Below are 12,501 nucleotides of genomic sequence, written 5' to 3'. Positions count from 1 at the left end.
CTAGCTGCCGCAGCGCCAACGCAACAACCAGTCGTTGCCCATGGGCTCGCTCAGATGCCACTGCCCCTGCAGCACCTGATCCATGGCGCTGAAGTTCAGATCCCCTAAAGGAGTTCGGGCCGCCATGCCCCCCATCAGCTTCGGAGCCACCACTGCCGCGATCTCCTGCACGCAGCCCTGCCGGATCGCCGCGGCCGCCAGCTCAGGCCCGCACTCCCAAAGCACCTGGTTGCACCCCCGTTGCGCCAGGGCCTCCATCAGCTGCTCCGGTTCACAGGCCGAAAGCCCAAGGCCCTCAGGACCGGATGGCAAGCGCTGGGGGTCAGCCTCGGGCCCGTGGGCCACGAGGGTCGGCGCCACCGCGGTGTTCCAGAGCTGGGCCTGATCCGGCAGATCCAAACTGCGGCTCAGCACCACCCGCAGCGGTTCCGGTGAACGCCGGCCCCTGCTGGTGAGCAGCGGATCATCGCCGCGCACCGTGCCGCCCCCAACCACCACGGCATCCATGCCGCTGCGCAGCCGATGCACCCAGTCGCGGGCGGGTGGACCGCTGATCCATTGGCTGGCCCCATTGGGCAAAGCAGTGCGGCCATCCAGGCTCATGGCCCACTTCAAGATTCCAAACGGGCGGCCGGTGCGAACGCGGTGCAGAAAGGCTCGGTTCTGCTGGCGGGCCTCCTCGCGCAGCACACCACTGATCACCTCCAGCCCCGCCTGCCTCAGCTGACGGATGCCGCCCCCATCCACCCGGGGATCGGGATCCTCCAGGGCGATCACAACGCGGCGAATTCCCGCACGCAGCACCGCCTCACTGCAGGGGGGCGTGCGGCCGTGGTGGCAGCAGGGTTCAAGGGTGACCACGAGGGTTCCGCCCCGTGCCGCATCCCCGGCTTGCCGCAAGGCACCCACCTCGGCATGGGCGTCTCCTGCCCGGGCATGAAAGCCTTCGCCCACAAGGCGCCCTTCGCGATCAAGAACCACGGCCCCCACGAGGGGGTTGGGGCTGGTGTGGCCTTCAGCAAGGGCGGCCAGGGCCAGGGCCCGCCGCATCCAGAGCTCCCACATCAGCTGAGGGGCAGCTCCTGCAAGGACCGCCATTCACCGACGACGTAGGGAGGGATCGGCAACTCGGTGAAGACACCCGGCAACGCCAAACGCAGCGGTCGGTTGTTGCTGAGATCGTCCAGCAGAGGATCGAGGGCAAATTCAGCCGCTGCGTCGCGGCCATCGGTGGCCAGCACAGGATTGGCCAGGGTGATGTCGTCCAGCTGCCATTCGCGCCGACCCGCCAACACCTGAAGGCTCACCGGATGATCGAGCCGCAGTTTTCCGGGATAACCCACCACGCGCAGCACCACTGGCTGGCCCGGAGGGCCTTCGCGGTAGGCCACCGCCTGCCAGCTGTCGTAATCGAGGTCCCTGAGGCTCTCCAGCGAACGGACCATGGCAACACCGGCCTCGTTTTCGTGCTGATGAACCTGGGCCCAGGCCAGACCTGGCGTGAGCAGCAGCAGCCCCAGAGCAGCCAACAAACAGCAGAGCAAACGGCGCATGGGCAGGAGGTGAGTGAGTGAATTCTCACAACAAACCTGCACAGAAGGCGATTCACGCCAACAATCAACCCATGGAGGTTGCATTCCACTCTGCTCCGGGCCTCAGCAAGAGCCTGCAGGCGGTGGGCTTCGAGATGGATGTCGCCCAATTGAGCCGGGGCCGGCTCGAAGGGACCTTCCGGCTGGGTGGTTCACTGCAGCTGCCGGTTTTTTCCATCCAGACCAATCAAGACCTGCTGCTTCAGGGCAACCGACGCCCTGGGGTGATGCCCCTCAGCTTGAACACCACCGAGCAGCTGCCGGTGGTTCGCGGGAAGGAGATACAGCCCTGCTCACTGCATGGTTTTCATGCCGGCCTGAGCGACGCTTTTGTTCAGCTTCCGGCAGGGGCCCACATCCAGGTTGCCCTCGTCTCCCAGACGCGATTTGAACAGCTCGCCACCGCCACCGGTGATCACCAGACGCTGGAGGTGATCCACAGGGCCAACTCCGCCAGCCTCCACCCCCAGAGGTTTGAGGAGATCAGCGCCTTGATCCAGGCCCAGCTGATGGGAGGCGGCCAGGAGGATCTGGTGGAAGTGGCTGTGCTGGAGGCGTTGTCACCCCATCAGCTGCAGGGATCAGTCAGTGGTGAACTCGGTGTGGGGGCAGGACTGATGAAGGATCTGGTGGCTTGGGGGTTCAAGAACACCGGCCAAGCGATCACGCTCAACGATCTCAGCGCCACGATCTTCGCCTCGCGGTCTTCGATCGTTCACCACTGCCGCCAGAGCTTTGGCACCGGCCCCATGGCGTTGCTGAAACAGATCCGGCTCAGCCAGGTGCATCACGCCCTCAGCTCCCCGGAGGTGCAGGAGACCATTGGCGGCAGCACCGTGCATGAAATTGCCTGCCATTACGGCTTCCATAGCCGGAATCACTTCGCCAGGGATTACCGCAACCAGTTCGGTGAATCCCCCAGCGCCACGCTTCAACGGGCATCCGCTCCGGGGATGAGCGTCCAATCGGTCTCCGTGGCCCAGAGCCCCCAGATGGCCATGGCCCTGAGGTAGTGACAGGCCCGGAAGGTGTTCACCGCCGTGATCGCCTCAGGGGTGCGGAATTGCAGACCACCGGAATAAACCTGCTCAACAACCGCTGAGCAGATCGCTTGCGCCGTCTGCTTGTCTCCCATCAGGCGGTAGTAGCTAGCGATCCCGAAGTTGATCCCCGTCCACACTTCGAGCGGGTGGGTGCCATTGGGATCCAAGGGTGTGCCATCGCGGCGCAGGCCGTTGGCCACACCGAGGGATCCACCATCGAAAGCCTCGAAGCAGGCCTCCTTCACCGCCTTCAAGGTGCTGCGGCTGTTGTTGTCACTCACCACCGGCGGCAGGCCCAGGAGCCGTGCGTAGAAATCGCCGCAGAGCTGATCGGCCATCACCACCGGCGTGCCGCTCTCGGCATCAATGTCGTAGTACTCGCCGTTCCAGAGCAGCTTGTCGAAATTGCCTCGGGATTGCTCCAGCCAACCGCTGAATTCCCTTTGCTCAGCGGAGGTATCGAGCCCAGTACTGAGCTGAAGCGTCTGGGCCATGGCCAGGGCAGCCTCAAGCGCAGCAATCCAGAGGGCACCGCAGTAGGCACTCACCCCTTTGAGGGGCCAGTCGTCGAAGGTCTGATCCGGAGCACCGCCGTTGTCGGGCAGGCCGTCGTTGTTCACGTCGAACGTCTTGAGGTAGCGCAGCGCCTCCACGGCCGCCGGCCAGCAATCGGCGAGGAAGCGGATGTCTTCACCACTGGGGGCGAGCTTGAACGTGCGCCACACCTGCAGCACAAAATCACTGCCGAGGTCCTTCCAGAGGTTGCAGTCCTGATAAGCGGTGTAGTTGGTCGCATCCCAGGGGATCTCGTTGGGAGCCCCCAGGTCGTGGGGGGTGGCTCCTTTCACCTTGCGGTCAGCCTCCACCCGGCCCTTGCCCTGGGTGAAATACCAACCGATCGGGCGCTGGGTGGCATCTGCGGCCGGGATCGCCCGGGCAAAGCTGCGCAGCACGGCCTTGTCGAGTTCTGGCCAGAGCTGCAGCAGGGCCAGGGATCCGTAGAGACGAACGTCAAGACTTTCGTACCAGGCGTAGTCGAGGCACTCGAGAACGCCGAAGCGGCCGTAGGGATCCTCAGGTGATGCCGCACTCCAGAGACTGCCGCCACTGCAGAGGTCATAGAGCTCATTGAACAGAGCCATTCGCAGCGGTTCCGGCAGGTCCTGGCGTTGCAGCACCGGCTGCTGCCAGGCCTCGATCTGCTGGCGCCAACTGCGCCAGTCACGCAGCGCTTCAGCGGCAATGGCAACCGCCTGGTTGGCATCCGCAGCGAAGAAGTCGGTGTAGCGGCGCAGCGCCTGGCTGCCGGTGGCAAAGGCCGTCACAGGCAGATCCCAGCTGATCACCAGCGGAATCTCAATGCTCTGCCCGGGGGCCAGCTGACACTGCACCGCCAGCGCAGCACTGAGGGGATCGTCGGATCCACTGCGTCGGTCGTTGTTGCTTTCAGGGATGGAGCCATCAGCACTGAAGCTGTCCCACAGCTCACGCCCATCACCGCTGGGATTCCAGCGACTGCAGCGCCGGATCGTGACCCCGGGCTGCTCGGCTGTGGCGATGCACCACTGGCCCTCACCTTCGGCAACGGGGTTGGAGACGTTGCCCTCCAGCACCACTCCCTTGAGGGAGCCATCGTCAATGCAACGGTTGCGCTGGCCGGTGGTGCTGCCGATGGCCGGGGCGTAGTTGTGCTCGGGGCTGCCGTCATCGCGGAAGTGAACCTCCGCCGAGGCATCGGTGTTGGTGAACCAGCCGGTGGTGTTGCGCCAACTCAGCAGCAACGACAAATCCAGAGGCTGATCCGTGGGATTGCGCAGCGTCCAGACGAACACCGCCACCGGGTAGCTGGTGCGCTGGTAATCACCCGGCAGGATCGGGCTGAAGGCCTCACAACGCACCTCGGCGTCATACACGCCCTCATAGCTGGTCCAGCTGAGGGGATAACGGGCGGAATAGGTACCGGTGCTGCGATCCGGCGTGCTGGCCGGGTACCACTCCCAGGCCTTTAGCGGCTGGCCAGCCCCCGGCCGCGAGGCATCCCGATCCGGCTGAACCGCCAGGGCGTGGGCGCGCTTGCCGCGGCCATTCCCTTCAAACAGAGCGAACTGGCAATCGGGCAGCACCCCAAACCAATGCTCGCCGCCATCGAGGTGCCAGAGGTTGATGTTGCCGTCGGGCGCCCGCCCGAAGCAGCCAGCTCCGAAGCCCCCCAGCGGCATGCCGTGGTTGGGGCCGTCGTCGAGGTTGCTGGCATAGCGAACCGTGTAGGGCTTGTCCCAGCCCAGGCCAAAGGGTCGGCTCCAGGAGGCCTCCGGTGGCTGCCAGCTCTTGGCTTGCTTGCCGCGACCCAGCAGGGAGTTCAGAGCGGACCAACCGAACGAAGCCATGCAGGGGCCGAGAGTCGCCCCAGATTGCCAGGTTTGACGCGATCAGCCAGCCGTTGCGATCAGCCTGCAGACATCAACCTGCAGACAGTGGTGAGGGATTGTCTTCGGCATCCAGCAGGGCATCCAAGGTGACCGCCGTGCGGACCAAGGCTTGATAGCGATGCAAGCTGCGGCGGTTCTGATCCAGCCAACGGCCAGGGGCCGTCCCCTCCAGGTCGGGCTGATCGGGATCGAGCAGGGGCAGATCGTCCTGCTGAGCAATCAAGGCAATCACAAGCTCGTGCAAGCGTTGGCGACGATCGTGGGCTTGGGTCATGCCTCCTCCATCAGGTCGTTCAGGCGCTGTTCCGCCGCCAAGGGCAGGGTCACCGGATCAGCGGTGTAGCTGCGGGCCTGGGCAATCCGAGCCGACAGCGGGGCCTGCGCCACTGGCCAGCTGCTGAGCCCGAGTTCGTCATAGATCCGTTTCAGCGCAGCGAGGGGGTGGCGGATCAACTCCTCATAAGGCAATTCAACCAACTGCCCCGCAGGAATCCGGTGCCGAGACGCTTCAAAGGCCTCAAGCAGCTGGCGATGGGCCGCCACCGTTTCCTCCACCTGGGTGACGGCATCGGGCAGGGGCTGAAGCCCCACCAGTGAACCCAACCGCTGCTTCACCTGAACCAGCGAGCGGATCGAATCCTGCCGATCACGCCGCAGGAGCACAAAGCGCGCCCGGGGGAAGTGGCGCAGCACCAACTCCACCCGGGCGGAATGAGCGCTGTTCTTGATAAGAAGTCCCGCCTTCCCATGCCCGTCATGGAGCCAGGTGAGCTTGGTGAAGTGCAGCCACTGCCGCTCGAAGGCAGCGGAGGAACCCAGAACATTGCGCCGGAAAAACCAGGAGTAGGCCAGGGGGAAGGCCATGCCCGCCATGTTGGTGTCGATGCTGAGTCGGGCCAGACCGAGCTCATCCTCCTGGGGGTCATTCGGACCCCAGGGCACCGCGTCGATCGGCCGCTTCCGCGTCATCCACGCTTGGAGTGCCCAGCGAATACAGGGTTTGAGCAGCAAGGCCACCTGCGGCGCCGTGGTGAGGGAATTGCGCGCCGTGGCCAGCGTGGGGTCACAGGCCAGCAACTGATGCAGATAGGTGGTGCCACTGCGCCAGTGACCAATCACCACAATCGGATCGTCCGGCAGTTCAGCCTTCCGCAAGCGGCGAGCCCACAGCCACGACTGCAGCCAAGCCAGGGGCTCCACCAGCAGGCCACTGAGTCCCATCAACAGGCCCACCCTCCAGCAGGAGAGGGCCGGGCGACGCAGCTGCAAGCCTCGAAGCAGCACCGCAGGACGCAGGAAGCCCCCGGCCACCAAGCGATCCACCAGCAGATCACCCCCTGCCATGGCCCCACAAACCCTCACACCAGAATGACGGGATGATCAACTCACGCAACAACATTTCCAATAAATACGCAGAAGCCAAATCCAAGACCCGCCAAACATTCAGCACAAAAACAAACAAATAAACCCAAAAATAACCGCCACAAATCAATTTCATGTGGACAGACAAGACCCACCAAGCGCATACCTTTAAGACAATCAAAACAATGAACAACCAAACACGCAACAGAAAAGGCCAACCCCTCAAAAGAGGAACCTCCCCCAAAGCAGAAACACCAAGAAAAACCCTTACCGCAGATTTACCAACAGATAAAACTTTCTCGAACTCCTAGGCCAACCCCAAACCCCGACCAAACACCAAGCAATCCATCAGAATCAGACAAAAATGCACCCCTCACAACGACAATCCCATCTCAAACAAAACCCCGAACCCACACCTCAACAAAGCCCCTAACAAACAGAGAGCTAGGAGTAGAAAAACAAATAACCCATAACAAAAATAAATAAATCGCCTTCAAGCCCCCTCAAGAAGAGTCAATCAAAACAATCCAGGCCGACAATCAAACAATCTCGAAGTCAGCACCCAACAAATCAACACCTCCTTGGAACCGAGCGAATAAGCCACCGTCACCCCATCCTTTCTCCTTGGCATCTTCATTGAAGTAAAGAGAACCGCTTCGACTCTCATAGACAAAATCCAGGTTTTTCTTTGAAGCTTTCTTCAGCTTTTTGCGACCGCTGACCGCATCAAATGTGACTTTTTTACCAAAATCAAATACATCTTTATCGATCAGAAGAATATCGCCTTCACCAGAATCGAAGTCTTCAATAATGTCTGACCTCTTCTTACCATAGCCACCGGGATCACTAAAGAGGAAGCCGTCAGAACCGCTCTTACCTTTAAGAACATCCTGGCCATTCAGGCCAGCGATAATTTCACCTTCAGAGGTGCCCGTAATGTCATCATCACGTCGAGTACCAACAATAATCTCTTTCAACTTTTGACCCCCAACTTTTACAGCCTTTTTAAGCTTAAATCTCGAAATATCATCTTGCGTTTCTATTTCATCGATTGACCGAACAACCGGCAACTCATCTTGGTCATCAACCGAAAGAGTGAACTCAACAGACGCCGGTGGGCTACCAGGCAACGCGGGATCACTCGCCGAAACCGTGACGGCATAGGCAGCCTTGCTCTCAAAGTCGAGCTCTGTTCCTGCCTTCAGGAACAGCCGGGTGCCCTTCACTTTGAAGCTAGAGGCATCAGCACCGGCAAGCGAAATCTCATTGCTGCCTAGCTCGTCATCACTGATCACGATGTCAGCCACCTTGATGCGCTGGCTGGTGCTGCTGTTCTCATCCAAGGAGCTGACCGCATTGATCAGGCTCAGTTCAAGTGACGACTCTGATGGAGACGCAAATGGTTCACCTGCAAGCAATGCAGGGTCGTAAATCCTGCCGTCTGCGATTCCGTCACGATCACCACGACCGCCATCGCGAATCCACAACACAGCCCGATCGGCATACCCGTCATCGTTGTCGTCGTGGAACTGCGCACCAGTACCAGTGATGGGGTCGTAATCGAAAGGTTCCCAGCTGTTGTCTGCACCCTGCTTGAGCAAGACAGGATTAAAAACGCCAGCTTCAGGCAGGCTCAGATCCACCCTCTGCAGACTGCCTGGAGCAATGTCATCGAGGCTGAAGCCAAGCTGACCAAACAATGGTTGATGATCTGGCGCATACTGCTCAGCAGCTTCCAATGCATCGCCTGTGAAGGGGTCGAGGCTGATCTCACTCAAGTTGGATCCCTGCTCTGATCGCAGAAGCAATGATTGGCTCGCCTTTTCCACCGCTGTGCGATGGCGCGCATCTTCGGGCAAGACAGACCACTCCTGCTGCGAGAGCTGCAAGACGTTTTCATCGCCTGGCATCAAGCTCAACAGATCAAGATCGATCGACTCGTCATTGCGATGGACTGTGAGCGATGGGTCGAGGCCATAGCGCCTTGCCAGCAGATCCCTGGCATCAAGAATGCTCACCCTTCCATCGGCACTGATGGAAAGAGCTGAGGCAAGTGCCCCTTCAATCTGGAAGGAAGCCCCAGACTCTGAGACAAGAGTGCTCAGACGCTCTTTTAACGGCTGATGCAGCGGTGCTTGCCAGGGGCTGTCAATCCAACGCAGGAGCTGATCCTCACCCGCGAAGCCCATGATCCTGATGTCCGGACTGCTGGTCGCAGCAGGCCGTTCAAACCGAAGCCGCGCCAGCACGACCGGTGCGGAGGAACCAGGACCAGGCCAGGACGCTGCCAGCGGATCGCTCCACTGCAGACGCAACTGATTGTTCTCCAGACTCTCACCAAGCCAACCACTAAGGAAGACGTCGCTGAGGTGGGCCTCGCTCAACAAGTCACCACCGGATGGATCACTGAGGGTGAGATCCAAGCCCGTACCACCACCTGGCAGAGCAGAGCCGTCGTAAATCAGCTCCAGTTCATGATCGTTGATCCAACGGCTGGTGAGCAGAAGCACCGGGGCCTCATCGTCTTTGAGCAGAAGACGGGTAGGTGTTGAGGGCAGAAGCACCCCGGATTCATCGGTCTCAAATCGCAGCTCAAATTCACGATCACCCTGCAGCACGTCGTCGTCGACAGTGGGCAGCGACAACACTCCACGTTGGGAGCCTGAAGAGAAGCGCACAAGGCCAGTGCGAACTAGAGCTTGATCCACAAGCGCCTCGCTCGTGGGGGAGAGACTCCAACTCAAAGCAAGATCGGCTGAAGCAGGTCTGTCGAGCTGCAACTCCAGGGCGAACGCTTGACCTTCATCCACAGAAAGAGCGCCAACGATCCGCAATGCGGGCAACGGCGCCTCCAGCGCAGGATGAACCACCACGGTGGTGTAAATCTCCACATCAGGCCGACCTGGCCCGTCGCTGGAGATCAGTCGCAGGGAATAATGACCCGCTGGAGTTTTGGGATCCACCAAAAGACGCGCTCCATCCAGGCGGATTCCGCCTGGCAAGGGATGGTCGTCACCACTCTCAAGTCGGAAGTGGAGTGGATCGTCGTTGACATCGAGCACCCAACGCTGGGAGAGCAGATCCCAACTGTTGTTGGAACCTGAGCTGGCCTCAAGGGTTGAAGGCACACTCCACACCGGTGACAGATTGCGCTCGCGAATGCTGATCTCTAAACGCAAGTTGAGCGATTCGGTGCTGGGGTTGCCGTCGCTGGCGACGATCGTCACCAAGTGATCGCCAATGGTCGAGAAGGGCAGTGAACCGATTGTGAGGATGCTGCTGTTCTCAGCAAGGTCGAGACCTTCCGGCAGAGTGCTTCCCTCAGCGAGGCTGAAGCTGATGGCATCGCCATCAGGATCCATCACTAGTTGTTGAAGATCGATCTCATCACGGATGCCATCAGCTCGGAGACCGGTTTCAAGCAGGAGGCGCAGGGGGTTTTGCTGGTTGTCCTCCTCTGGATTGAGCGGCGTCCGGCGAGGGGCATCGGGCACGTTTTCGACGTTGAGCGATAGAGGCGTGTCCACCACGCTCCGACCATTGCTGTAGTCGAGAGAAAGGCTGAGTTCGCCGTGATAGTCGACCCCAGGACGCAACACCCAAGCCTTCTCTGTGCGCCGTTGCTCACCGCTACCGAAAGAGATGTTGATGGGCTGCACCTGAAGCTCTTGGTCTGGGTCAGATGGGCGAATCGCCTCCAAAATCAAGCCATCGCCGTTCGTCCCCGAAAGCTCCGGAATCAGGCCAAGGTCGGCAAGGCTGAGCAAGCCTTGCGACAAGGAATCATCGGGATAACCCAGAAGCTGCAGCTGCAGTCGCAGATTGGCAACGGCGCCCTGATCGACGGAGTCGTTCAGGGCTTCGGTGGCCTCATCAAATGAGAGATTTTCGAGCAACAGCAAGCCCCGACCTTCAAGGAAACTGCGGGATCCAGCGCCCTCATCGGCCAAAGCAATAGGCGCTACGGGATCGGTAAGGCCATCTCCAGGGGATGCAACCTCAAACAGCAAGGTCTGGGTGAACAGACGCAGGCTGCCGGCAGGACTGCTACCCGGGTCTGCATCGGCCAGTGTTTCCTGCAGCACCACATCCAGCGCCACGGGGCCCGGGGCTCCAGGGTTGAACGTGAAGCCGGCCAGCAGAGCGGAGAGCTCTTGGGCGTTGCCGCGCTCGCTCGGGAGCAGGGCATCCGGATCGCCCTGAAGGTGGATGCTGAGCTCTAACAGGCGAGAGCCGGCGGCATCGATCAGCGTGGACGGGAGGCCAAGTCCGCTGATGGTGTTGTCTTGATTGGGAGCCAGCTCTGGGCGATAGAAGGCGGTGTGGGTGGTGATTCCATCACCTCTAGAACTCACCAACAGCCAGCGGGAGCTGGACAGACGCTGTTCGTCTTCATCGGTCGAAAGCTCCTTGGACAGGAATCCACCAAAGCCACCTTCATCATTGGCGACGGGAAGCAGCTGTAGATCATCACCGCTCACGAGGGCATCGGTGGAGAGCTGAAGGAGCGTTAACCCAACTTGGTTGTCGCTGGGCTCAATGGATGAATTAAGCCGTAAACGGTTGCCGCTAATTTCGGAGGTTTGAACAGAAATCTCCGTCAGGTCTGCGCGTTGGGGCAGCCAGGGGATCGCTTCAGACTCGGCCGGGATCCAGGTGAATGGAGCGGTCTGGGCATGAACGCCTCGGCCCAGATCAACGCCCAGGCTGAATTCGCCCGCTTGTAGGCCAGCGGGCAAGGTGAAGTAGCGGCTTGTGGAGCTGCTGTTGGAGCGACCATCAATCGCAAAGCTGAGATCGCCAAGGGCAAGAGAATCAAGCCCGTCCTGGCGCAACAACACCACGCGGGCGCTGGCAATGTCTTCAGATCGCAGGTGACGGTTGCTGACACTGAGCTCAGCGTTCAGCAACAGAACACGCTCGGCAGGGTCAATGGTTTCATCCACTGAGACAACAAGCACGGGCTGGCTGTCGTCGTTGCCGAGGGTGATGCTGCTGGTGAAGGTTCCGGGACGAATGGCGTCATCACCCTCGAGTTGCAACAGGAAGGTTTCAGCCTCTGATTCGGCACGGGCATCAGTCAGTGGGAACTCACCCGGACGGACACCATCACCGCGCAAGGGAAGCACCACTTCACTCCAGCGAGCTCCTGGTTGCCACTGGGGAAGTTGGCTCGGAGCGCCGATGTCGATGCCCGGGAAGTTTGCCGCCACAGCACCTGGAACGTCGAGGCTGGCACCGGCAGCAAGGGTGGGAGTGTTGTCATCAGTGGCGTTTGGTTCACTGAGGCCAACGGGCAGCACCAACTGGTGGTCGGGTCCGATGCCACCGCTGCGATTGAGATGGGCGATCACCGCTTCCGGCTCGCCACTCTCGAGGAACAACAAGCGGCTGTAAGCACTCAAATCGTCGACGTTCAAGCTGGTGAAGCTGAGGCGATAGGCCTGGAACGTTCCGCTGGAGGGCGTGAAGGTGAGATTCGCTGGCGAATCGCCCTGGCTCAGATTTCCGAGGCGGGAGCGGTCTGCCTCGGCATCTGCTGCACTGGCATAGGCCACGAATCCGGACTGGAGGGTCTCGCCGGAGGCCACGGTTTCCCAGCGGAGCCAGAGCTGTTGGGGGGCAGCAACGCCGTTGAGGAGCAGATCGCTGCTTGCCACGGCGATCACCCGACCGGAATCCAGCACATTGATACCGAACGCTGCAGGATCGGCCTCAATCAAGGAATAAGCATCTCCGCCTTGATCGTGGTCGGAGATCGAAACGTCGAGCAGCGACAGGGTGCGTGACGGTTCCGCCGATACCGACGACGGCAGGGTCAGGCTGAGCAGACCTTGAGCTTCCTCAACGGTGAGGGAATGGTCGTCTTCGCCCTCGGCGGAACCCAGGTCGACCCGCTCAAGGGTGACGTTGCTGATGCCCTCCTCGAGGGTGAAGGGGATCAGAAGGTCACGATCGGAACGCAGCTGCAGCGGCGAAACTGCAACGTTGTTGATGTCATCAAGATCAGCATGCAGCTCCTGCAAGGAGCGGCCGTCGCCGATGAAATTGGCATCCAAGTCCAGCGGTGTGGAC

Annotated in this window: 7 protein-coding genes (1 of these 7 running past the window's edge); 1 reads left to right on the top strand and 6 read right to left on the bottom strand. The window is 60.6% G+C overall.

Annotated features, from left to right (window positions below):
• Together ribD and SynRS9907_RS04480 are read right to left on the bottom strand one after the other, a co-directional pair.
• Entirely contained in the window at positions 1 to 1,065 is a 1,065-nt protein-coding gene (ribD, locus tag SynRS9907_RS04485; RefSeq protein ID WP_188022358.1) for a bifunctional diaminohydroxyphosphoribosylaminopyrimidine deaminase/5-amino-6-(5-phosphoribosylamino)uracil reductase RibD, read from the bottom strand.
• Positions 1,065 to 1,553 carry a DUF3122 domain-containing protein gene (locus SynRS9907_RS04480; protein WP_186515008.1) on the bottom strand — a complete coding sequence of 163 codons (489 nt, stop codon included), beginning with the start codon at positions 1,551 to 1,553 and terminating at the stop codon, positions 1,065 to 1,067. The genes ribD and SynRS9907_RS04480 overlap by 1 nt, the downstream gene beginning before the upstream one ends.
• Positions 1,554 to 1,624: 71 nt before the next feature.
• Here SynRS9907_RS04480 and SynRS9907_RS04475 point away from each other — a divergent pair, with 71 nt between their 5' ends.
• Entirely contained in the window at positions 1,625 to 2,605 is a 981-nt protein-coding gene (locus SynRS9907_RS04475) for a helix-turn-helix transcriptional regulator (RefSeq protein WP_188021954.1), read from the top strand.
• Here SynRS9907_RS04475 and SynRS9907_RS04470 read toward each other — a convergent pair.
• From SynRS9907_RS04470 to SynRS9907_RS04455, 4 genes are all read right to left on the bottom strand, one after another.
• Positions 2,524 to 5,022 (bottom strand): GH116 family glycosyl hydrolase, encoded by a 2,499-nt coding sequence (locus SynRS9907_RS04470; protein WP_188021953.1) that lies wholly within the window; start codon positions 5,020 to 5,022, stop codon positions 2,524 to 2,526. The two genes, SynRS9907_RS04475 and SynRS9907_RS04470, sit on opposite strands and share 82 nt — an antisense overlap.
• A 73-nt stretch (positions 5,023 to 5,095) precedes the next feature.
• Positions 5,096 to 5,338 carry a hypothetical protein gene (locus SynRS9907_RS04465; RefSeq protein ID WP_188021952.1) on the bottom strand — a complete coding sequence of 81 codons (243 nt, stop codon included), beginning with the start codon at positions 5,336 to 5,338 and terminating at the stop codon, positions 5,096 to 5,098.
• Positions 5,335 to 6,408, bottom strand: a complete 1,074-nt coding sequence (locus SynRS9907_RS04460) for a sulfotransferase (protein ID WP_188021951.1) — start codon at positions 6,406 to 6,408, stop codon at positions 5,335 to 5,337. The genes SynRS9907_RS04465 and SynRS9907_RS04460 overlap by 4 nt, the downstream gene beginning before the upstream one ends.
• A 557-nt stretch (positions 6,409 to 6,965) precedes the next feature.
• A protein-coding gene (locus SynRS9907_RS04455) for a leucine-rich repeat protein (protein WP_188021950.1) crosses the window boundary here: on the bottom strand, positions 6,966 to 12,501 show its end. Its footprint extends 34,898 nt past the window's final position; only the last 5,536 of its 40,434 coding nucleotides appear in the window; its start codon lies beyond the right edge, outside the window; its stop codon occupies positions 6,966 to 6,968.

Origin of the sequence: Synechococcus sp. RS9907, from assembly GCF_014279615.1 — a bacterium.
Lineage (GTDB): Bacteria > Cyanobacteriota > Cyanobacteriia > PCC-6307 > Cyanobiaceae > Parasynechococcus.
This window is presented reverse-complemented; position numbering and strand designations above follow the sequence as displayed.

Bases quoted from the DNA above. Each gene is read 5' to 3' on its own strand.
- SynRS9907_RS04470 (WP_188021953.1), bottom strand. From the start codon at position 5,022: ATGGCTTCGTTCGGTTGGTCCGCTCTGAACTCCCTGCTGGGTCGCGGC.
- SynRS9907_RS04465 (WP_188021952.1), bottom strand. From the start codon at position 5,338: ATGACCCAAGCCCACGATCGTCGCCAACGCTTGCACGAGCTTGTGATT.
- SynRS9907_RS04460 (WP_188021951.1), bottom strand. From the start codon at position 6,408: ATGGCAGGGGGTGATCTGCTGGTGGATCGCTTGGTGGCCGGGGGCTTC.
- SynRS9907_RS04475 (WP_188021954.1), top strand. From the start codon at position 1,625: ATGGAGGTTGCATTCCACTCTGCTCCGGGCCTCAGCAAGAGCCTGCAG.
- ribD (WP_188022358.1), bottom strand. From the start codon at position 1,065: ATGTGGGAGCTCTGGATGCGGCGGGCCCTGGCCCTGGCCGCCCTTGCT.
- SynRS9907_RS04480 (WP_186515008.1), bottom strand. From the start codon at position 1,553: ATGCGCCGTTTGCTCTGCTGTTTGTTGGCTGCTCTGGGGCTGCTGCTG.